Below are 20,262 nucleotides of genomic sequence, written 5' to 3' on the forward strand. Positions count from 1 at the left end.
CGTGATGGTGGTGCTAGTGGCGATAGCGGAGTCCGTATCCGAACGGAAACAGCGGCGTCTGCCCGTCGCCGACGTTGATGGGTTCTTGTGCCGCGCTCTGCATCCAGGTGACAGGCAACTTCCCGGTCGGGTTGTAGTCGCCGAACAGCACGTCCGCGACGCCCTGTCCTTCGGTGCCTGGCAACCAGGAGGCGACGAGGCCGTCCCAGTCCGGCAGTTGCGCGGCGATGTCCAGCGGCCGGCCGGACACCAGTACTACGACGGTCGGTACGCCACTCGCCTTCAAGCGGGCCAGGGTGTCCAGATCGACCTGGTCCAGGCCCATCCCAGCGGGCCGGTCACCCTTACCCTCGGCGTACGGCGTCTCCCCGACGACCGCGACAGCCACGTCGTACGAGCTGTCGATGCCGGTCGCGTCCTTGCTGTAGGCAACTGTCGAGGACGGCTTGGCGGCGGCCTGGATGCCCTGCAGGATGGTGGTTCCGGGCGTCACCGGGCCGCTCGCGCCCTGCCAGCCGACGGTCCAGCCGCCCGCCTGGTTGCCGATGTCGTCCGCGTTCTTGCCGGCCACAAAGATCCGGTTGTGGCTCTTGGCCAGCGGCAGAACGTCTTTGTTCTTCAGCAGTACCTGGGATTCGCGGACCGCCTGGCGGGCCAGGTCGCGGTGCGCTTTGCTGCCGATCGTCTTGGTGAAGCTGCGATCGGTGAATGGGTGCTCGAACAATCCGAGCTCGAACTTCTTGGTCAGGATCCGCCGGTTGGCGTCGTCGATCCGGCTGGGTGCGATGTGCCCGTTCTGCACCTCGGCGCGCAGCGTGTCGATGAACTGCTTCCAGGCGAACGGGACCATCACCATGTCCACGCCCGCGTTGATCGACGCGGTCACCTCGGCCGGCGTGAAGCCCGGCTTGCCGTCGATCTTGTCGATCCCGTTGTAATCGGAGATGACGATGCCGTCGAAGCCGAGTTCCCGCTTCAGCACGTCGTTGATCAGGTACGAGTTCGCGTGCATCTTGACCGCGTTGAAGCTGCTGTAGGAGATCATCACCGAGCCGACGCCGCGATCCACCGCGGCCTTGAACGGCGGCAGGTGGATGGCCCGCAGCTCGGCCTCACTGATGTTCGTCTCGCCCTGGTCCTTACCGCCGACCGTGCCGCCGTCGCCCACGTAATGCTTCGCGGTAGCGAGCACCGAGCCGGGCGCCTTGAGCGACCAGCCCTGCAGACCGTTGACGATCGTGCTCATCGAACTCGCGAGCTGCGGCAGCTCACCGAACGACTCGTACGTCCGCCCCCAGCGATCGTTGCGAGCCACACACAGACACGGCGCGAAGTCCCAGTCGATCCCGGTGCCGGAGACTTCCTCAGCCGTCGCGCGCCCGATTCGGTAAGCCAGCAAGGGGTCTCGGGTCGCCCCGAGGCCGATGTTGTGCGGGAAGATCGTCGCGCCCTTGACCCCGTTGTGCCCGTGCACCGCGTCGACGCCGTAGATCAGCGGGATCCCGAGCCGCGACGCCAACGCCGACCGCTGGAACCCGTCGTACATGTCGGCCCAGGTCTCCGGCGTGTTCGGCGTCGGCTGAGACGAGCCGCCGGAGAGCAACGACCCGACCCCGTACGTCGCAAGGTCGGCCTGGTCGGTCACACCGAGCCGCTCCGCCTGGATCATCTGGCCAAGCTTCTCGTCCAGCGTCATCCGGCCCAGCAGGTCGTCGACCCGCACCTTCACCGGCAGCCAGGAGTCCTTGTACGCCGGTACGCCGTCCTGCTGCGCCGGAGACGCAGGGGCGCCGTCCTGATGAGTCGGGGACGCAGGGGCCGGTGATGGCGCCGCCAACATGAGCGCGCCAGTCAGCAGACCAACGAGGGCAGGCAGAAGTTTCCGAGCGGGCATGGGGCGGATCCCCTCAGTGAGCGCGGTGTTACCCAGGGTCTAATTCAGGGCTTAAATTAACCCATGACCCAACCCGCGTAAAGACTTCGGCAAGCCTTTTCCGAAAAGTCCTTCACTTTTCGGCAGTAGCCAGCCTCTGACTCCCGACCACAGACAGAAGTTCGAGCCTCTCAGCACTGACGCTGCCCGGCTCTGCGGTGAAAATGATCAACGTCTGCTGCTGGTCCCGGTTGTCGATCACCTCGCAGTACAGCTCGAGCTCACCGACCACCGGATGCCGGAAGCGCTTGGTCCGGCTGTGCGGAGCGACCACCTCGTGGGTGTCCCAGATCGCCGCGAACTCCGGACTCAGCTCCTGCAGGGTCCGCGCGATCGAGGCGGCATACGACTTCGGCCCGTCGACCGTGGCCACCGCGCGCAGCATCGACACCAGCAGCCGGCTGTGCGTGCTCAACTCGGGTTCGGCGTACAGCGCTCGCGCGTGCGGGTGGACGAACCAGCGGTAGACCTCGCTGCGTTCCATCCCGTCGAAGTTGGTCTGCTCCCCCGCGAACGCAACGTGCGCCGGGGTCTGCGCGACAGTCTCACCGCAGCGGTTCAGCAGGAGTGCCGGGGTGTCGTGCAGCCGGTCCATGATGCGCAACATCCCAGGGTCGACGTGGCAGGCACGGGTCGTCCGCGGCGGCGTACCGTGTCCGGCCAGCACGAAGAGGTAGTCGCGTTCCTCGAGCGTCAGGCGCAGCGCGCGGGCGATCGCCCCGAGCATCTCGACCGACGGCTGCGGTCCCCGGCCGCCTTCGAGCCGGCTGTAGTAGTCGGTCGACATCGACGCGAGCGTGGCGACCTCCTCGCGCCGAAGTCCCGGCGTACGGCGCCGTCGGCCGCGCGGCATCCCGACGTCCTCGGGCTGCAGGGCTCCGCGGCGCTTGCGGAGGAAATCGGACAGATCGGCGTACTCCATGGTTCCAGTGTCGCGAACTCGCCGGAGTTATCCACTGCCTGCCGAGCAGTGGCTGAACCGAGCCTGGTTGCCGGCGGCATCCGATCCCAGCCTGGAGACATGAAAACGACAGCGAACACGATCTTCGTCACCGGCGGTACTTCGGGTCTCGGGCTGGGGCTGGCGCTGCGCTGGCAGGCGCTCGGCAACCAGGTGATCATCGGCGGCCGCCGCAAGGAGTTGCTGGACCGGATCGCGGCCGAGCGCCCCGGCATCGGCACCGTCGTCATCGACGTCGACGACCCGGCCTCGATCCAGGCGGCGTACGACGAGGTCACCACCCGCTACCCCGACCTGAACGCGATCGTCACCATGTCCGGCATCATGCGACCGGAGAACCTGCTCGACCCCGCGCATCTGGAGACGACCGAGGCCATCGTCACCACCAACCTGCTCGGCACGATCCGTACGGTCGCCGTCTTCACCCCGTGGCTGGTGACGAAGCAGGACGCGGCGATCCTGACGGTGTCGTCGGGTCTCGCGTTCGTCCCGCTGATCCACACCCCGACCTACAACGCAACCAAGGCCGCCATCCACAGCTACACCCAGAGCCTGCGACTCCAGCTCGCCGACACCGGCATCCAGGTCATCGAACTGATCCCGCCGTCCGTCCAAACCGACCTGATGCCCGGCCAGCGCACCGCCGAGCACGCCCAGCCGCTCGACGAGTACCTGACCGACACCATCGACATCCTCCTCACCCAGCCCGACGTCACCGAGGTCGTCATCGACCGCGTCAAGTTCCTCCGCAACGCCGAACCCGAAGGCCGCCTCCCCGAAACCATCACGGCCCTCAACAGCCACTAGTACTACGACCAGAAGCCGCCCCACCGCCGGGACCAGCCCCTAGCCAGCACTCCCTGGTGCGGGCTAGTCGGCGAGGGCTTGTTCGATGCGGTCTACCTTGGCGGTGAGCTGGCCGGTGAAGCCGGGGCGGATGTCGGCCTTGAGGACCAGGCCGACCCGGGGTGAGACGGCGGTGACGGCTTCGACAGCTTGCTTCACCACCGCCATCACCTCGTCCCACTCGCCCTCGATGTTGGTGAACATGGCGTTGGTCTCGTTCGGCAGGCCAGAGGCGCGGACGATGCGGATCGCCTCGGCGACCGCCTTGCTCACGCTTCCGGTCTCGTCCCCGGCAGCCGGGCTGATACTGAAGGCAACGATCATGCCTCCAGCTTGTCATCCTCCTCGGCCGCTCGACGCTCGGCACCCGAAGTGGTGAGCAGGGCCTTCTCCTTGATGAACAACACCGCGATCAAGGCCAGCACGGCGAACGGCACCGACATCGTGAAGAGGTCTGCGGTCGCGTTGCCGTAGGCGTTCTCGACGACGGTCCGGGCCTGTTCCGGCAGATCCGCGATGTTCGGCACGGTGTTGCTGCCACCGCCGGACGAGGCGCCGCCAGGGTTCAGCGTCTCGGTGACCTTTTTGGCCAGGATCGCGCCGAGCACGCTGACCCCGATCGTGCCGCCCATGCTCCGGAAGAAGCTCACCGCCGATGTCGCGGCACCGAGTTCACGAGCCGGTACGTCGTTCTGCGCGGCGAGCACCAGGTTCTGCATCACCAGGCCGATCCCGACGCCGAGCACCAGCATGAACGCCCACAGCATGTACTTCGACGTGTGCGCGTCGATCGTGCCGAACAACCCGAGCCCGATCGGCAGCAGCACGCTCCCGATCACCAGGTAGATCTTCCACTTGCCGTACTTCGTGATCAGCCCACCGGCGATCGTCGAAGCGACCATCATGCCGAGGATCAGCGGCAGGCTCATCAGGCCGGCCTTGGTCGGCGAGTAGCCCTGCGCGATCTGGAAGTACTGCGCCAGGAAGACCGAGCCGCCGAACATCGCGACCCCGACCAGCGCGCTGGCGACGATGGCCAGCGTCACCGTGCGGTTGCGGAACAGGTCCATCGGGATGATCGGCTCGGGGTGCCGGCGCTCGACCAGCACCGCGGCGACCAGTGCGACCAGAGCCGCTCCGACGAGCACGAAGCTCCACCCGGACACCCAGTCGAACTTGTTGCCTGCAAAGGACGACCAGACCAGCAGGGTGCTCACGCCGGCGGTGATCAGGAACGCGCCCCACCAGTCGATCTTCACCTCCCGGCGTACGGTCGGCAGGTGCAGGGTGCGCTGCAGCAGGATGATCGCGGCGACGACGAACGGTACGCCGACCAGGAAGCAGGCCCGCCAGCCCAACGGCGAGTCGACCAGGAAGCCGCCGAGCAGGGGCCCACCGACGGTCGCCGAGGCGAAGACGGCACCGAAGATTCCGGAGTACCGGCCGAGTTCGCGCGGCGGGATGATCGCCGCCATCACGATCTGCACCAGCGCGGTCAGACCGCCACCGCCCAGGCCCTGCAGGACCCGGCTGCCCAGTAGTACTTCGATGTTCGGCGCGAAGCCGGCCACCAGCGAGCCGACCACGAAGAAGCTCAGGGACAGCTGGACGAGCAGTTTGTTGTTGTAGAGGTCGGCGAGCTTGCCCCACAACGGCACCGTGGCCGTCATCGTGAGCAGCTCGAGGGTGACGACCCAGGTGTAGGACGACTGGCTGGCGCCGAGGTCGTGGATGATCCGCGGCAGCGCCGTCGACACCACGGTGCCGGCCAGGATCGCCACGAACAGCCCCATCATCAGGCCGGAGATGGCCTGGATGGTCTGCCGCGGCGTCAGCTGGGCGATCGGCCCGGCGGTGACGTCGTCGGGGGAAGAGGTCGTGGTCATGCCTGACCTTTCTGTGTTCTGTTGCGGTGGAAACGCGGGTCGATGCCGTCGGCAAGTAGTTGGAAGGCCTCGTCGACGAGCCCCCGCAGCGATCGCTCGGGCGCCTGCTTGTGCGCCTCCATCGCGACCCGGCACGCCGTACCGGCGCTGCTGATGATCAGGGCCGCCCGGACCGATCCGGCCGGCTCACCCAGCCGCTCGGCCAGGGCGACGGTGAGCCGGCGCTCGTCCTCGATGCTCGACAACATCAAGTGGTAAAGGAGATCCGGCGAAGCCATGATCAGCTCGCCCCGCCGGGACAGCTCACCTTCGCTCTCCAGGTCGCGCAGGACGTCACGGACGACCAGCCACATCGTGGTCAGCGGCGACTGCTCGGCCGGCGCCGTCCGGAACCGCTCCAGCGCGAGCTCGAGATGCTCGGGGTTGCGGCCGAGGATCGCATGCTCTTTGTGCGGGAAGTAGTTGAAGAACGTCCGCACCGACACATCGGCGGCCTCGGCGATCTCCTCGACCGTGACGTTGTCCGGCCCCTTCTCCAACGCCAGCCGCAACGCCGCGTCGGCCAGCGCCTGCCGCGTCTCGCGCTTCTTCCGCTCCCGACGTCCCGGCGCGGCATCGTTCTCGGTCTGGATCACGTCACCCAGAGTAGACAAACTTGCAGTGCATGCAAATTGATATTCGTGCAACTTTGCAACTCTGCGCGATCGGGCAGCGCGCCACGTGACGCCGCTCACGCTGGGATCACCATCAGCATTCAATCCGTTACGGTGCGTCGGTGACCGCCTTTATCGAGACTGACCCGTCCGTTATGTCCCGCCGCCGGTTCGCCGGCCTGGCCGCCTTCAGCTCCGCCGCCGCTCTCGGCCTCACTCGGATCGGCACCGCCTTCGCCGCCCAGTCCCGCGACTTCGTTCCCGCCGTGGTGATCGGCACCGGCTACGGCTCGGCCGTCACCGCGCTCCGGCTCGGCGAGGCCGGGATTGCCACCACGATGCTCGAACTCGGCCAGCTCTGGAACAAGCCCGCCGCCGACGGCAAGGTCTTCTGCTCGACCTTGAATCCCGACCGCCGCTCGATGTGGTTCCACCGCCGCACCGCAGCACCCCTCGACACGTTCCTGTGGCTCGACCTGGTCAACCGCGACATCGGTACGCCGTACGCGGGCGTGCTCGAACGCCTCGACTTCCCGAACATGGGTGTGTACGTCGGACGCGGCGTCGGCGGTGGCTCGCTCGTCAACGGCGGAATGGCACCCACCCCGCAACGCGCGTACTTCGAGAAGCTGCTGCCTGCCGTGAACGCGGACCAGATGTATCGGCGCTACTTCCCGCTGGCTCGGCGGATGCTCGGGGTGAACACGATCGACCCGCGCTACCTGGAGAAGACCGAGGTGTACCGCTATGCACGGGTCTCGCGGCGGCATGCGCACCAGGCTGGCTTCAAGACCGCGGTGATCCCGAACGTCTACGATTTCCGTTACCTGGAACGCGAGGAGCGCAATCTCGTCCCGCGCTCGGCGCTGGCCGGCGAAGTGATCTACGGCAACAACCACGGCAAGAAGTCGCTCGACAAGACCTACCTGGCCGAAGCCGTCGGCACCGGACGGGTGACGATCCGGACCCTGACCCGGGTGACCGCGATCCGCCAGGACAAGAGCGGCTACGTGCTCTCGCTGGAGCAGATCGACACCTCTGGCAAGGTGCTGCGCCGAACCGAACTCGGCTGCCGCCACCTCTTCCTCGGCGCCGGCAGCATCGGCTCGACCGAGCTACTCCTCCGCGCCCGCGAGACCGGTGCCCTAGGCAACCTTTCGGCCGAGATCGGCGAGGGCTGGGGCAGCAACGGCAACGTGATGACGTCCCGCGCGAACCACCTCTGGGACCCGACCGGCTTCCTCCAATCAACCATCCCGACCCTGGCGATCGACAACTGGAACGACCCGGTCCACCCAGCCTTCGCCGAGATCGCCCCACTCCCGATCGGCCTGGAAACCTGGGCCAGCCTCTACCTCGCCATCACCGCCAGCCCCGAACGCGGCCGCCTCAGCTACGACCGGCACGCGGATCGCGCCCACCTCCACTGGGGCGCCACCCAGAGCAACCCGGCGATCGCCGCCGCCCGCTCCCTCTTCGACAAACTCAACCGAGCCACCGGTACGACGTACCGCCGGGACCTCTTCTCCAACAACCGCGAGTTCGCCGCCAACTTCTGCTACCACCCCCTGGGCGGCTGCCTCCTAGGCAAAGCCACCGACACCTACGGCCGAGTCAAGGGCCACCCCAACCTCTACGTCACCGATGGCTCCCTCATCCCCGGCTCCCTCGGCGTAAACCCCTTCCTCACCATCACAGCCCTGGCCGAACGCAACATCGCCCACGTACTAGCCACAGACCTCAGTTGACCTGGCCGGTGGGGCGGATTACGACTTGGTTGATGTCTACGCCTTCGGGTTGGTTGAGGGCGAACAGGATTGTGTCGGCTACCTGTTCGGCGGTCAGGGTGGGGGCGGCTGCGGGGGATCCGCCGCGGTCGTCCCAGAAGGGGGTGTCGACAACGCCCGGGGCGACAAGGGTGACGGTGACGTGGTCCTTGGCTACCAGGAGGCGGACGTTCTCGGCCAGGGCGTGCGCGGCCCATTTCGTGACGGAGTACAGGTTGCCGGGGGTGTTCCTGGTGCCTGCGACCGAACCGACGATGACGATCCGGCCCTTGGACGCCCTCAGGTGGGGCAGTGTCTCGCGTGCCAGCAGAGCCGGGCCGAGGACGTTCGTGAGAACCATCGCACGCATGGCCGCAGGCTCGTGGTCCTCCAGCGTGCCGGGCAGGGAGTACCCGGCGTTCGCGATCACCGTGTCCAATCGGCCCCACGAGCCCACGATTTGCGCCACGGCTGCGGCGACCTGGTTCTCGTCGGCGGCGTCACCGGCGATGGTCAGCAGCCGATCGCCCGCTCCGACGGAAGTGGCGAGCGCGGCGAGGCGATCGACGTCGCGACCGGTGATCGCGACCCGGTGGCCTTGCTTGAGCAGGGCACGGGCAGTGGCCGCACCGATCCCGCTCGAACCGCCGGTGATCAACGTAACGGGTTCCATGGCAAGGCTCCTTGGTGAGGGCGGTCAGGGTTTGATTCTAGGGAGCCAGGCGGGGACGGCTCGGCAGTAGGTGTCGTACTGAGGGCCGTATTGCTTGCGCAGTAGAGGCTCTTCGTACCAGTGGACGAAGGACGCCATGACGGCCCAGGCGAAGAGGCCGTAGAGGAGTAGAGGGAGGCTGAGGAAGAGGAGGGACTGGGCGAGGATGGCCAGGACAACGCCGACGTACATGGGGTTTCGGACGTAGCGGTAGTCGCCGCCGATGACTAGTTGTTGGGTCGGAGCGATGGGGGCGGGGGTGCCGCGGCCTTCGCGGACGAAGCGGGTGAAGGCTCGCAGGACTATGAGGGTGCCTAAGGCAACGAGTACGAGGGCCGGCCAGAACTGGGGCTGGTGCCAGTGGGTGATCGACCAGGGAATCAGGCCCGCGACTACGCAGGGGGCGGCGAAGAAGAAGGCTGTGCTGCCTAGGGCTGCCTTGATCATTGGTCGAGCCTGGTCAGGACTCGGCCGGCCAGGGTGCAGAAGGTTTCGAGTTCGGCTGGGGTGAGGTCGCCGAACCAATCGGCGACCGCGGCGAAGTCGTCCTTGTCGCGCTGTTTCCAGTAGGCGGCGTTGTGGTTGGTGGTCGCGAGAAGTTTGCGGCGCTTGTCAGCAGGGTCGGGCTCGACCTGGAGGAGGTCTTTGCGGACGAGGGCGGCGACGATCTGGGCGACGTTCTGGTGCGTGCTGCCGAGGGCGGCGGCAGCTTCGGCGAGAGAGGGCTTGCCGGCCGCTGCTACCACGGTGATGAGAGCCGCTTGCTGAGTTGTCAGACCATCGGCTCGCAAGCGCTCATCCATTGCGTAGCGGAGACGCTGGGCCAACGTGAGCACCGTCCGGAAGGCGCGGATCGACGGGTCCAGGGTCGAATCCGGTCCGATCCCGAGCAACTCTTCCGTCTTGTGGGTGCGCGACATAGGCAATATATTACCTATTGAGTCCGAAGGGGGCAACCACCGATGATCTGCCTACTGCCACACTGCACTTACCTGTCCGAGACGTCGCGCATGCTCGAGCTCCACCGGGCACTCACCAGCCTCGGCGTACAGGTCCGGGTCGCCACCCACGGCGGCCCGCACGAACGGTTGCTCACCGAAGCGGGCGTCGCGTACGACGTACTCGGGCCCGGGCTGTCTGATGCGAGGTCGGCCGCCTTCGTCGCGTCGGCGATCGGGCAGGGGGATCCACGGCAGAGCATGTACGACGACGCTGAGATTCGCCTTTATGTCCAGGCGGAAGCGGAGTACTTCCGGCGACACGGCATCACGGTGGCCGTGACCGGATTCACCCTGACTACGTTGCTCTCCTCGCGGCTGGCCGGCGTCAGACTCATCACCGAGCACGCCGGCAGCTTCGTCCCGCCGGTCTTCGAACGAAGGTTGCTCCCGGCACCTAGTCGCCCCGTCGACCCTCGCCTGAAGCACGCCCCGGACTGGCTCAGCCGCTTCCTGATCAACCGTACGACGAACCGCACCACCGCGTACTGCGGCGGCTTCAACCGCGTCGCGGAGGCACTCGGCGTCGAGCAGATCCCCAGCCTCGCCGCCCTACTCCTCGGCGACCTCTCCCTGGTCCCCGAAATCCCGGAAGTACTAGGCATCTCGGCCGCCGACCTCACCGCTTGGCGCCCAGGCAAGGGCTATCGCCCAAGCTCCCGCCTGGCCAACGTCGGCCCCCTCTTCGCGCACCTGAACGTCCCGCTCCCCAACCGAGTCGAGAAGTTCCTCACCCACCCGGGCCCAACCGTCTACCTGGCAATGACTTCAACCCCGCCCAATCTCGTCCGCCAGGCAGTGGATGCGCTCAGCACCCTGGACATCCGCATCCTCATAGCCGGCACCATTCACGACCTCAAGGACCTCGCCACCGACCGCATCATGATCGAAGGCGTCCTCCCGAGCCATCTCGTCATGCCCCAGGTCGACCTCGCCATCACCACCGGCGGCCAAGGCAGCACCCAAACCGCCATGGCATCGGGCACTCCCCTGCTCGGCATCCCCCTCCACATCGAGCAGGACCTCAACATCGCCCTCCTAGAACGCCAAGGCGCCGCCCGCCACCTACCTCCGCCGCACCTATCCCAGCTGACGCAACTAGCCACCGAGATGCTCAACAACCCCTCCCACCAACGAGCCGCCGAGCGAATCCAAAAGCTCTACGCCGCCGCAGACGGCCCCACCCAAGCAGCCGAACTAATCGCCCACGCCACCATCTGACCCGCCTACCCTCTCTTCCGGCGTCCGCCGCTACTCCCGCGGCCCAGCCCCTCCCCGGGGTCGCCCCCTGCCCCGTCGTCACCACACGTCACCGGATTCACCCCCAGTCGCGGGGTTCACCCCTCCTTGCGGGGTTGCCGCCCTGCTATGGCAAGGGGTGAGCCCCGCGAGGAGGAGGTGATCCGGTTCACGCCGATCCCGCTAGAGAAACATAGCTTTACTATGTATTGTTGTACAGGTGATCGCTACTGACTTGTCGGAGCTCGGGGTTGAGGTTGTGGTGGCTGCGGCGCGGTTGACGCGGTTGGCTAGCCGGGATGTGAGTTCGCTGCCGCATGCCGCGATGCGGTTGATGGGGCGGCTGGACGAGCTCGGGCCGTCGCGGATCAGCGACCTGGCCAAGGCCGACCGGTGTTCCCAGCCGACGATGTCGAACCTGGTGCAGCGGCAGGAGGAGAGCGGCTGGGTCCGGCGCGAGCCCGATCCGGCCGACTCCCGCGCGAGCCTGATCAGCCTCACCGACGCCGGCCGTGCCGAGCTCGACCAGGCCCGGCACGAAGCCGGTGCCGCCATCGCCACCCGTCTGAGTCAGTTGCCGGCCCAAGACCTCGCGACGCTCAAGGCAGCGGTCACCGTCATGCATTCCATCCTCACCCTCGAACCTTTGGAGGAGACGCCCCGGTGAGCAGCAACAAACAACCCAAGTCCGTCTGGGCGGTCGCTTTCGCCTGTGTGATCGCGTTCATGGGCATCGGCCTGGTCGACCCGATCCTCAAGCCGATCGCCGAGCAACTGCACGCGAGCCCGTCCCAGGTCTCCCTGCTGTTCACCAGCTACATGGCAGTGATCGGTGTCGCGATGCTGATCACCGGCGCGGTCTCCAGCCGGATCGGCGCCAAACGCACCCTGCTGATCGGCCTGGCCATCATCGTCGTCTTCAGCGCCCTCGCCGGCCTGTCCAACTCGATCGGCATGATCGTCGCCTTCCGGGCCGGCTGGGGCCTCGGCAACGCACTGTTCATCGCCACCGCGCTGGCGACCATCGTCAACTCTGCCACCGGTTCCGTCGCGCAGGCGATCATCCTGTACGAAGCGGCGCTCGGCGTCGGTATCGCGGCCGGCCCGCTGGTCGGCGGTGAACTCGGCACCATCTCCTGGCGCGGCCCGTTCTTCGGCGTCGCCGTGCTGATGACCATCGCCCTCGCCGCCACCGCGTTCCTGCTGCCCGCATCACCGCCCGCGCCCCGGCGTACGTCGATCATCGAACCGTTGAAGGCACTCCGGCACCGTTCGCTGGCAACCGTCGCGGTCACCGCCCTGCTCTACAACTTCGGCTTCTTCACGCTGCTCGCGTTCACCCCGTTCCCGTTGGCGATGTCCGCGCGGCAGATCGGGCTGATCTTCTTCGGCTGGGGCATCGGGCTCGCGCTGACCTCGGTGTTCGCGGCGCCCCGGTTGCAGCGAAAGTTCGGCACGCTGCCCGTCGTACTGACGTCGCTGTTCCTCTTCGCCGCCGACCTGGCCGTGATGGGCATCTACGCCCACCACCGTCCGGTCCTCGCGATCGGCGTGATCGTGGCCGGCCTGTTCCTCGGCGTGAACAACACCCTGATCACCGAGGCCGTGATGGCGGCCGCTCCGGTCGAGCGCGGCACCGCCTCCGCGGCGTACAGCTTCGTCCGGTTCTCCGGTGGCGCGGTCGCGCCCTGGCTGGCCGGCAAGCTCGGCGAAGAGGTCAACATCCAGCTGCCGTTCTACGTCGGCGCCTTCGCCGTCCTCCTCGCCGTCGGAGTTCTCGCCACCGGCTGGAAGCCGCTGTCCCACCTCCGGACGCCGGCCGCCCACACCGAGACCGAAGCGACCGCCCTCACCGCCGCCGACGCTTAAGCGAACCTCACCACCGCCGACGCTTAAGCGAGTTCCAGCTCGCTGTGCGGACGGACCGGCACCTCGCCGTACGTCGTGGTGCGCTGCCGGGCCGGGCGGCCGGCGGCGGTCGCCATCGCGGTGAGCTCCTCGATCGACTTGCGGGAGCCGTGTTTCGAGCCCGCCATCCGGCTGATGGTCTCCTCCATCAGCGTGCCGCCGATGTCGTTGACGCCACCGTTGAGAACCGCGACGCATCCATCGGTGCCGAGCTTCACCCACGAGCACTGGATGTTGTCGATCCGGCCGTGCAGCATGATCCGCGACATGGCGTGCACGGCGCGGTTCTCGTCGTACGTCGGCCCTGGGCGGGCCACGCCGGCCAGGTAGATCGGCGAGTTCGTGTGGATGAACGGGAGCAGCACGAACTCCGTGAACCCACCCGTCTGATCCTGGACCTCAGCGATCGTCCGCAGGTGCTGCACCCAGTGGTGCGGCGCGTCGACATGCCCGTACATCATCGTGGACGACGACGGCAGCCCGACCTTGTGCGCGGTCGAGATGACCTCGATCCAGCTTGCCGTCGGCAACTTTCCCTTGGTGAGGATCCAGCGCACGTCGTCGTCGAGGATCTCGGCCGCGGTACCCGGGATGCTGTCCAGCCCGGCCTCCTTGACCGAGATCAGGAACTCCTCGATCGACAGCCCGGTCCGGACCGACCCGTTGACGATCTCCATCGGCGAGTACGCATGGACGTGCATCTGCGGCACGCGCTCCTTGACGGCCCGGACGAGATCCGCGTACGCCGTACCGGGCAGGTCCGGGTGGATGCCGCCCTGCATGCAGACCTCGGTCGCACCGATCACCCAGGCCTCTTCGGCCCGTTGCGCGACCTCGTCCATCGACAGCGAATAGGCATCCGCGTCCGTACGACGTTGCGCGAACGCGCAGAACCGGCAGCCGGTGTAGCAGACGTTGGTGAAGTTGATGTTCCGGTTGACGACGTACGTCACGTCGTCGCCGACGACCTCCTTGCGCAGGTCGTCCGCGATCCTGGCGAGCTCATCCAGCGCCGTCCCGGTCACGGTCATCAACGTCAGCGCCTGCGCATCCGACAGCCCCGCCGGATCATCAGCAGCGGCAGCAAGGGCGGCCTTCACATCGGCGTCGATGCGCTCCGGCTTCGACTCACCAGCGCGCCGCGCCGCGACGTCCTCCCGCAGCACATCCCAGTCGCCGTACGCCGCGTCGAAGTCCGAGCGGGTCTCCGTACGCCGTCCTTCGGTGTCGATCGCGGTGTGCAGATCGGTCCGCCCCACGCTGTCCCAGCCACCGTCAGGCTCCTGCCAGGGAAGGCCCTTCGGGAACGCGGCCTCATCAGCCAGCCCGGTCTCCGGATCGACGAGCGCCTCGACGTGCGAGATCAGCCGCGGGTCGAGCCAGGGCTCCCGCAGGTACTCCGGGTGCGCGGTCAGCCTTTCCCGCAAGGTGAATCCGGCAGCCGCGGTCACCTTGGTCAGATCGTCGATCTGCGGCCACGGACGCTCAGGGTTGACGTGATCGGGGGTCAGCGGCGAGACCCCGCCGAAGTCGTCCACCCCGGCATCGAGCAGCAGCTTGCATTCGGCCAGGTCGACCAGGTTCGGCGGTGCCTGGACCCGCATCCGGGGGCCGAGCACGATCCGGGTGACGGCGATCGCGGCCAGCCACTCGTCCAGCGGGATGTCCGCGTCGTTGCGCATCGCGGTGTCCGGTTTCACCCGGAACCCCTGGATGATGACCTCCTGGATACCGCCGTACTGACGGGCGATCTTGCGCAGCGCGAAGATCGAGTCGGCCCGCTCCTGGAGGTTCTCACCGATGCCGACCAGCAGCCCGGTGGTGAACGGGACGTTGGAGCGACCCGCGTCCTCCAGCACCCGCAGCCGGATCGCCGGGTCCTTGTCGGGCGACCCGTAGTGCGGCTGCCCCTTCTCCTCGAACAGCCGGCGCGAGGTGGTCTCCAGCATCATGCCCATGCTCGGCGCGACCGGCTTCAGTCGCTGGAGGTCCTGCCACGACATCACGCCCGGGTTCAGGTGTGGCAGCAGCCCGGTCTCTTCCAGCACCCGGATCGCCATCGCCCGCACGTAGTCGAGCGTGCTGTCGTAGCCGGCTTCCTCGAGCCACGTCTTCGCGGCGTCCCAGCGGTCCTCGGGCGCGTCGCCGAGCGTGAAGAGCGCCTCCTTGCAACCGAGGGCAGCACCCTCCCGGGCAATCTTCAGCACCTCATCCGGCGAGAGGTACGGCGAGTGCACGCGGCCGGGGGTGGTCGCGAAGGTGCAGTAGTGGCACCGGTCGCGGCAGAGCCGGGTCAGCGGGATGAAGACCTTCTTGGAGTAGGTCACGATGCCGCTGCGACCGGCGTCGGCCAGACCCTGGTCGCGAACCCGCGCGGCCGTCGCCATCAAGGCGGTCAGTGCGTCACCGGAAGCGGCCAGCAGTACCTCGACTTCGGCCGGATCCAGCGTCTTCCCGTCATCGGCCCGCTTGAGCGCGCGGCGCATCGCAGTAGTCGTCACGGCGACGAGCCTATGTCGCGATCTGCGGGCTTTCTGCCGATTCGGCGACCCAAAAACAATCAGTACGTCTGTCCTGGTAGTTTGTCGTTTGTGCAGGTCAGAGGCCTTCCCAAACGCCCGGACGGACGACGATTGCGGGGTACGGCGCGACGGACCGAGCTGCTCGTCGCGACGCTGGCGATCGTCGAGCGCGAGGGCGTCGCGGGGGTCAGTCATCGGGCCGTCGCGGCCGAGGCGGGGGTCTCGCTGGCCTCGACGACGTACCACTTCGCGAGCCTCGACGAGCTGCTGGTCGCAGCGCTGAGCTGGGCCGCCGAGGACCTGGCAGCCGAGCTCCATGAGCGGGTCACCGACCTGGGCGCGAGACCGGCCGACGAGTTGGCCCGGTTGATCGAGCACTGTCTCGTCTACCGACGCGGGCGCACGCTCGCGGAGTACGAGCTCTATCTCCTCGCTGCTCGCCGCCCCGCCCTGCGCGAGGCGGCAGCGGCGTGGCTGGAACCACTGACCCAGATCGCCCGTAGCTTCACCAGCGACCCGCACAAGGCCAGCCTCTTGGTCGCCGCACTGGACGGCATCCTCCTGCAGGCGCTGATCGGCGCCCGGCAATTCAACCGAGCCGACTTCCACGCCCTACTGGCGGTACTTCGCTAGACCAGAGCGGATCATGCTGTGGATGACCAGGTGGTGGAACGGGCTGATCGCGTTGTAGTAAAGGCGTCCTACCGGCCGGAGATACCGGACGAGGGTGACGACCTTGAACTCGTGGTCGGGCGAAATGATGTAGGCGAGGTATCCGATCAGATGGTTGTCGGTGACCTTGAGGAGCAGGTAGTGGTCCTCCTCGCCACGGACCACCTCGAAGAAGGCGGCGTGGTCGCCCGGGGTGAAGCTGACTGTTTCCGGCCGCAGTCCGGGACGCGACGGCACCGTGGCCGTCTCCAGACGAAGTGCCTTGGCGACGACGACCCGGACGGCGAACAACGCCTTGATCCACAACGGTGACGAGCCGAGCGAGCCGGCGACGAACTCGCGCAGGCTGACGTTTCCGGTTGCGGTCTTCACATCGACCACATCCACAGTGGGTAACAGATCTGCCAACTCGGGCAGCTCCGTCATAGCGCCTCCTCAGAGCAGTGACTTTCCGGTGGCGAGTCGCAGGGTGTCGGCGTACAGCGCGCGAAGCTCGTCGGCAGGCACCGGCGGCAGCACCTGCTCGGCACCGATCAGGATCAGATAGAGCAGCTCGGCCAGCCGGTCCGGGGCGATCAGACTGCTCTCGAGTCCACGGCAAAGTTTCCGCAGGTACTGCGTACGCGTCCTGTCGACGCGCTCCTGTGCCTGCCGCGCCTCACCGTCCTGCAACGCCCACGCCCGAACGGCGATCTCCAACTTGGCGTCCTCCGGCCCGGCCAGCACCAACTCCATCAGCCGCACCAGCTTCACCTCGGCGTCCGCGCCCGGATCCTCTTCCACCGTGTCGATCAACCGGGTCGTGAACAGCGCCTCGAAGTGCTCCAGCAACGCCGTCCGAAACCCGCCAACCCCTTGAAAATGGTGGTAATACGACCCCTTGCTCAAACCGAGCTCGCTGGTCAGCCGCTCGATCGTCACCGCCGGCGCCCCCTCCGCCGCCAGCAACCGAAGCCCGGCATCCAACCAATCAACCCTGCTCGCCATGAACCCGACCGTACCATACTGTTTGGTATGGTGAATCAGGCGTCGAGGTTAACCGGTGCGGTGGAACGGGTACGGCGTTTGGCGGCCAGGTGGTGGGCGAGGGTGATGAGAAGGAAGCCGACGGCGTAGATGCCGGCGGTGACGGCCAGGTAGCCGAGGGGGAGTTTGTCGGGGTCGCGGGGAAAGGCACTACTGCTGTTACCGATCCAGTCGCGGAGCAGGTAGAGGGTCTGGAAAGTGAAGGAGTAGGCGTAGATCGCGACGTAGGCGAGGTACGCCGAGGTGCGGTTCCGCAGGAAGTAGCCGAGCGGAAAGGCGAACAAGACGGTGATGATGGCAACCATGGGATTCCCTCCTAGGAAGTTCTGACCTCACCTACGCTCCCGCCCGCACCACCGGCCTCACATCCGTGCCAGCGCCGCAGTCGGCCAAGTGCTGGCACTGGACCCGGTGTTGGCACTGATGCGTCCAGCGCTGTCGCGGGAGGATGATGACGCTGTGATCAGGCCACTGGTGTGGGTGACGACCGCGACAGTCGCGTACGCCGCGGGCCTGGTCGTGCGCGCAGCACTTGCCTACGGTCCGGCCTCGATCGGCTCCGGCGGCGACTTCCTGGTGACGATGGTGATCCTGCTGCCGTCGCTCCTGCTCGGCTGGCTGATTGCCATCCGAGCACCGCAAAGCCCGGTCGGCCCGGCACTCGCACTGACCGGTGCACTGCCGGCCGTCGTCTTCACCGTCGAAGATTGGGGAGCGACCTATCACACCGCCCGCCCCTGGCCGGGCGCCCGCAACGTGGAGATCGCCGCGGCCGGTGTCTGGGCGTGGCTGTTCATCGGCTTCGCGATCCTGATCCTGGTCTTCCCCGACGGCCTGCTTCCCGGACGCACATGGCGGGTGATCGCAACTGCCGTGCCGCTCTCCCTTGCCCTGGTGAACTTCGCCGTCGCCACCAACCCCGACAACTTCTCCCCCACCCCGGACCCCGAACGCGTGACCGGCGAACCACCCTTCACCTTGCCGATCCCACTCCAGATCGCCCTGGTCGTCATCGCCCTGGCAGGTCTGGTCGCAGTCCTGCTCGCGGTCTCGGTCAGCCTGGTGACCAGATTCCGCCGCGGTGACGAGCTCACCCGGCTCCGGCTGCGCTGGCTGATGTGTGCCGCGATCGCCGTACCGGTGCTGCTGGCAACAAGTTGGCTGGCGATCGCCGTCGGCATCCCCGGCGAACTCGCCTATCAAGGCTTCCTGGTCGCGATGCTTATCCTGGTTCCGGGTGCTATCGCCGTCGCGATCCTGCGGCACGACCTGCTGGACATCGACCGCTTCTTCGGTACTGCGGTCAGCTGGCTGATCACCACGTTCGTCTCGGCCGCGGTCTTCGCCGGCGTGGTCGTTGCCGTCGACACCCTTTTCCCGCGGCAGGAACGAGCTGGTGTCACCAGCGCCGCCTCCGTCACCGCCCTGCTCCTGCTCCCCCTCTATCACTGGCTGCACCGCGCGATCGGCCGCTTGGTGGACCCCGACCGAGCCGTCGCTGCCGAACAGATCAAGGACTTCGTACGCCGGGTCCGCGACGGCCAGGCCGAACCAGAACAGATCGGGTCCGTACTACGGAAAGCCCTCGACGACCCAGATCTCCAGGTCATCCTTCAACGACCGGGCCAACACCTGGGCCTCCCCGGCAACGCAATCCCCTTGCAGACAGGCGATTCGACCGTCGGCGCCCTGATCCTCGGCGTCACCTCGGCGCGGAGAATCAGGCGCGCCAGGGAGGCCGCGGTCGAGGCTCGTCTGCCGATCGAGGTGAGCCGGCTGCGACTGGAGTTGCAGGACGCACTGTCCGACGTACGGGCGAGTCGCGCTCGGCTCGTGGAAGCAGCGAGCATCGAACGACAACGGCTGGAACGGGATCTGCACGATGGGGCGCAGCAGCAGTTGATTGCCGTGGGCATGCGGTTGCGGTCTCTGCAGCACCAGCTCGGGCCGAGCGCCGCGCAGTACGGAGTGATCGACGAGTTGGTGGAGACGTTGGAGCAGACCGTGGGTGAGTTGCGGCGGATCGCGCACGGCGTACGGCCGGGCCGGCTGGACGACGGGCTCGCGGTCGCGCTGCGCCGGTTGGTGCAGGACAGCTCGGTGCCGGTCGACCTCAGCGTCCCCGAGCTCGAGATCGGTGAAGGAGTGGCGACCGCGGTGTACTTCACGGTCGGTGAGGCGATCGCCAACGCCCTCAAGCATGCCCAGGCGACGCGGATCTCGATCGAGGTCAGCATGACCGGGCAACGGCTGAACGTTCTGGTCCGCGACGACGGGATCGGTGGCGCCCGGGAGGGCTTCGGGCTGACCTCACTGCGGGACCGGGTCGCGGCCCAAGGCGGCGAACTCACCCTGGACAGCCCGCCCGGTGCCGGTACGTCGATCAGGGCGGAGATCCCGTGCGCGTCGTGATCGGCGAGGATTCGGCCTTGTTCCGCGAGGGTCTGAGCCGCCTGCTGACCGAGAACGGGCACGAGATCGTCGGAGCGGTCGCCGATGCGGACGCCCTGATCAAGACCGTCACCGAGGCTGAGCCGGACCTGACGATCATCGACGTCCGGATGCCTCCGACGATGACCGACGACGGCGCCCGGGCCGCGAAGACGCTGCGAACAGCCGACCCGGCCCGCAGGATCCTGATGCTGTCCCAGCACGTGGAGACCAAGCATGTGGTCGATCTCGTCGCCACCGGTGGCTTCGGCTACCTACTGAAGGACCGCGTACTCCGGGTCGCGGACTTCCTCGACGCCATGCGCCGGGTGGCGGACGGCGGCTCGGCCCTGGATCCCGCGATCGTCGCGGCGCTCGTCACGCCGACGCGGGCGAACGATCCGCTGACCGCTCTGTCAGCCCGCGAACGCGAAGTACTGGCGCTGGTTGCGGAAGGTCTCTCCAACAGCGCGATCGCCGACCGCCTGGTGCTGGCCGAGCGCACGATCGAGACCCACATGCGCAGCATCTTCCAGAAGCTCCGGATCGACGACACCCCGACCAGCCACCGTCGCGTGCTCGCCGTCCTCACCCACCTGACCGGCTGAGCTTCCCGGCAGACAACGGAAAAAACGCCGGCCGTGTCGGGTGTCGGTCACCACCTCACTGGCGACCGGCACCCCGGCGACACGGCCGGCGTCTTGCTTTGC

The 20,262-nt window shown here is 67.3% G+C and carries 20 protein-coding genes; 8 read left to right on the forward strand and 12 right to left on the reverse strand.

Annotation, left to right across the window (positions count from 1 at the left end; translation table 11 throughout):
- Positions 1-13 precede the first annotated feature (13 nt).
- Positions 14-1,894, reverse strand: coding sequence for a glycoside hydrolase family 3 N-terminal domain-containing protein (locus ABZ004_RS20500; protein WP_355681668.1), 1,881 nt, complete (start codon positions 1,892-1,894; stop codon positions 14-16).
- 112 nt (positions 1,895-2,006) lie between these two features.
- Positions 2,007-2,855, reverse strand: a complete 849-nt coding sequence (locus ABZ004_RS20505; RefSeq protein WP_355681670.1) for a helix-turn-helix transcriptional regulator — start codon at positions 2,853-2,855, stop codon at positions 2,007-2,009.
- 99 nt (positions 2,856-2,954) lie between these two features.
- On the opposite strand from ABZ004_RS20505, the gene ABZ004_RS20510 reads away from it, so the two are divergent.
- Positions 2,955-3,701, forward strand: coding sequence for an SDR family NAD(P)-dependent oxidoreductase (locus ABZ004_RS20510; RefSeq protein ID WP_355681672.1), 747 nt, complete (start codon positions 2,955-2,957; stop codon positions 3,699-3,701).
- 63 nt (positions 3,702-3,764) lie between these two features.
- Here the strand turns inward: ABZ004_RS20510 and ABZ004_RS20515 are convergent, their stop codons facing one another.
- Genes ABZ004_RS20515 through ABZ004_RS20525 form a run of 3 tightly spaced genes read right to left on the reverse strand, consistent with a single transcriptional unit; the run spans position 3,765 to position 6,261 of the window.
- Complete coding sequence (locus ABZ004_RS20515; protein WP_355681674.1) at positions 3,765-4,064, reverse strand: MTH1187 family thiamine-binding protein; 300 nt, start codon at positions 4,062-4,064, stop codon at positions 3,765-3,767.
- Positions 4,061-5,626, reverse strand: coding sequence for an MDR family MFS transporter (locus ABZ004_RS20520; protein WP_355681676.1), 1,566 nt, complete (start codon positions 5,624-5,626; stop codon positions 4,061-4,063). Before ABZ004_RS20520 ends, ABZ004_RS20515 begins: the two co-directional genes overlap by 4 nt.
- Positions 5,623-6,261 carry a TetR family transcriptional regulator gene (locus ABZ004_RS20525; RefSeq protein ID WP_355681678.1) on the reverse strand — a complete coding sequence of 213 codons (639 nt, stop codon included), beginning with the start codon at positions 6,259-6,261 and terminating at the stop codon, positions 5,623-5,625. Before ABZ004_RS20525 ends, ABZ004_RS20520 begins: the two co-directional genes overlap by 4 nt.
- Positions 6,262-6,401: 140 nt before the next feature.
- Here ABZ004_RS20525 and ABZ004_RS20530 point away from each other — a divergent pair, with 140 nt between their 5' ends.
- Positions 6,402-8,027, forward strand: coding sequence for a GMC oxidoreductase (locus ABZ004_RS20530; RefSeq protein WP_355681680.1), 1,626 nt, complete (start codon positions 6,402-6,404; stop codon positions 8,025-8,027).
- Here ABZ004_RS20530 and ABZ004_RS20535 read toward each other — a convergent pair.
- The 3 genes from ABZ004_RS20535 to ABZ004_RS20545 are packed head-to-tail and all read right to left on the reverse strand — an operon-like array spanning position 8,020 to position 9,677.
- Positions 8,020-8,718, reverse strand: a complete 699-nt coding sequence (locus tag ABZ004_RS20535) for an SDR family oxidoreductase (protein WP_355681682.1) — start codon at positions 8,716-8,718, stop codon at positions 8,020-8,022. The two genes, ABZ004_RS20530 and ABZ004_RS20535, sit on opposite strands and share 8 nt — an antisense overlap.
- 24 nt (positions 8,719-8,742) lie before the next feature.
- Positions 8,743-9,204, reverse strand: a complete 462-nt coding sequence (locus ABZ004_RS20540) for an isoprenylcysteine carboxylmethyltransferase family protein (protein WP_355681683.1) — start codon at positions 9,202-9,204, stop codon at positions 8,743-8,745.
- Positions 9,201-9,677, reverse strand: coding sequence for a helix-turn-helix domain-containing protein (locus ABZ004_RS20545; protein WP_355681685.1), 477 nt, complete (start codon positions 9,675-9,677; stop codon positions 9,201-9,203). Before ABZ004_RS20545 ends, ABZ004_RS20540 begins: the two co-directional genes overlap by 4 nt.
- Positions 9,678-9,767: 90 nt before the next feature.
- Between ABZ004_RS20545 and ABZ004_RS20550 the strand changes: the two genes are divergently transcribed.
- The 3 genes from ABZ004_RS20550 to ABZ004_RS20560 all read left to right on the forward strand — a co-directional run bounded on the left by ABZ004_RS20550 (position 9,768) and on the right by ABZ004_RS20560 (position 12,863).
- Complete coding sequence (locus tag ABZ004_RS20550; RefSeq protein WP_355681687.1) at positions 9,768-10,976, forward strand: glycosyltransferase; 1,209 nt, start codon at positions 9,768-9,770, stop codon at positions 10,974-10,976.
- 238 nt (positions 10,977-11,214) lie between these two features.
- Positions 11,215-11,661 carry a MarR family winged helix-turn-helix transcriptional regulator gene (locus ABZ004_RS20555; protein ID WP_355681689.1) on the forward strand — a complete coding sequence of 149 codons (447 nt, stop codon included), beginning with the start codon at positions 11,215-11,217 and terminating at the stop codon, positions 11,659-11,661.
- Entirely contained in the window at positions 11,658-12,863 is a 1,206-nt protein-coding gene (locus ABZ004_RS20560; protein ID WP_355681690.1) for an MFS transporter, read from the forward strand. The genes ABZ004_RS20555 and ABZ004_RS20560 overlap by 4 nt, the downstream gene beginning before the upstream one ends.
- Before the next feature lie 23 nt (positions 12,864-12,886).
- On the opposite strand, the gene ABZ004_RS20565 is transcribed toward ABZ004_RS20560, so the two are convergent.
- Positions 12,887-15,403, reverse strand: a complete 2,517-nt coding sequence (locus tag ABZ004_RS20565; RefSeq protein WP_355681692.1) for a bifunctional FO biosynthesis protein CofGH — start codon at positions 15,401-15,403, stop codon at positions 12,887-12,889.
- Positions 15,404-15,493: 90 nt separating this feature from the next.
- On the opposite strand from ABZ004_RS20565, the gene ABZ004_RS20570 reads away from it, so the two are divergent.
- Entirely contained in the window at positions 15,494-16,057 is a 564-nt protein-coding gene (locus tag ABZ004_RS20570) for a TetR family transcriptional regulator (protein ID WP_355681694.1), read from the forward strand.
- On the opposite strand, the gene ABZ004_RS20575 is transcribed toward ABZ004_RS20570, so the two are convergent.
- Genes ABZ004_RS20575 through ABZ004_RS20585 form a run of 3 tightly spaced genes read right to left on the reverse strand, consistent with a single transcriptional unit; the run spans position 16,037 to position 17,427 of the window.
- Positions 16,037-16,522, reverse strand: coding sequence for a DUF2867 domain-containing protein (locus tag ABZ004_RS20575; protein WP_355681696.1), 486 nt, complete (start codon positions 16,520-16,522; stop codon positions 16,037-16,039). The two genes, ABZ004_RS20570 and ABZ004_RS20575, sit on opposite strands and share 21 nt — an antisense overlap.
- Positions 16,523-16,531: 9 nt before the next feature.
- Positions 16,532-17,083, reverse strand: coding sequence for a TetR/AcrR family transcriptional regulator (locus ABZ004_RS20580; protein ID WP_355681697.1), 552 nt, complete (start codon positions 17,081-17,083; stop codon positions 16,532-16,534).
- 35 nt (positions 17,084-17,118) lie between these two features.
- Entirely contained in the window at positions 17,119-17,427 is a 309-nt protein-coding gene (locus tag ABZ004_RS20585; protein WP_355681699.1) for a hypothetical protein, read from the reverse strand.
- Positions 17,428-17,581: 154 nt separating this feature from the next.
- Between ABZ004_RS20585 and ABZ004_RS20590 the strand changes: the two genes are divergently transcribed.
- Positions 17,582-19,534, forward strand: coding sequence for a histidine kinase (locus ABZ004_RS20590; protein WP_355681701.1), 1,953 nt, complete (start codon positions 17,582-17,584; stop codon positions 19,532-19,534).
- Positions 19,522-20,160, forward strand: coding sequence for a response regulator transcription factor (locus tag ABZ004_RS20595; RefSeq protein WP_355681703.1), 639 nt, complete (start codon positions 19,522-19,524; stop codon positions 20,158-20,160). Before ABZ004_RS20590 ends, ABZ004_RS20595 begins: the two co-directional genes overlap by 13 nt.
- Positions 20,161-20,262 lie beyond the last annotated feature (102 nt).

The organism is Kribbella sp. NPDC006257 (assembly GCF_040613535.1).
Taxonomy (GTDB): Bacteria; Actinomycetota; Actinomycetes; order Propionibacteriales; family Kribbellaceae; genus Kribbella.

What these genes read in the sequence shown, in the direction of transcription:
- ABZ004_RS20500 (WP_355681668.1), bottom strand. Translation starts at nt 1,894, where the DNA reads ATGCCCGCTCGGAAACTTCTGCCTGCCCTCGTTGGTCTGCTGACTGGC.
- ABZ004_RS20505 (WP_355681670.1), bottom strand. Translation starts at nt 2,855, where the DNA reads ATGGAGTACGCCGATCTGTCCGATTTCCTCCGCAAGCGCCGCGGAGCC.
- ABZ004_RS20510 (WP_355681672.1), top strand. Translation starts at nt 2,955, where the DNA reads ATGAAAACGACAGCGAACACGATCTTCGTCACCGGCGGTACTTCGGGT.
- ABZ004_RS20515 (WP_355681674.1), bottom strand. Translation starts at nt 4,064, where the DNA reads ATGATCGTTGCCTTCAGTATCAGCCCGGCTGCCGGGGACGAGACCGGA.
- ABZ004_RS20520 (WP_355681676.1), bottom strand. Translation starts at nt 5,626, where the DNA reads ATGACCACGACCTCTTCCCCCGACGACGTCACCGCCGGGCCGATCGCC.
- ABZ004_RS20535 (WP_355681682.1), bottom strand. Translation starts at nt 8,718, where the DNA reads ATGGAACCCGTTACGTTGATCACCGGCGGTTCGAGCGGGATCGGTGCG.
- ABZ004_RS20540 (WP_355681683.1), bottom strand. Translation starts at nt 9,204, where the DNA reads ATGATCAAGGCAGCCCTAGGCAGCACAGCCTTCTTCTTCGCCGCCCCC.
- ABZ004_RS20545 (WP_355681685.1), bottom strand. Translation starts at nt 9,677, where the DNA reads ATGTCGCGCACCCACAAGACGGAAGAGTTGCTCGGGATCGGACCGGAT.
- ABZ004_RS20550 (WP_355681687.1), top strand. Translation starts at nt 9,768, where the DNA reads ATGCTCGAGCTCCACCGGGCACTCACCAGCCTCGGCGTACAGGTCCGG.
- ABZ004_RS20575 (WP_355681696.1), bottom strand. Translation starts at nt 16,522, where the DNA reads ATGACGGAGCTGCCCGAGTTGGCAGATCTGTTACCCACTGTGGATGTG.
- ABZ004_RS20580 (WP_355681697.1), bottom strand. Translation starts at nt 17,083, where the DNA reads ATGGCGAGCAGGGTTGATTGGTTGGATGCCGGGCTTCGGTTGCTGGCG.
- ABZ004_RS20585 (WP_355681699.1), bottom strand. Translation starts at nt 17,427, where the DNA reads ATGGTTGCCATCATCACCGTCTTGTTCGCCTTTCCGCTCGGCTACTTC.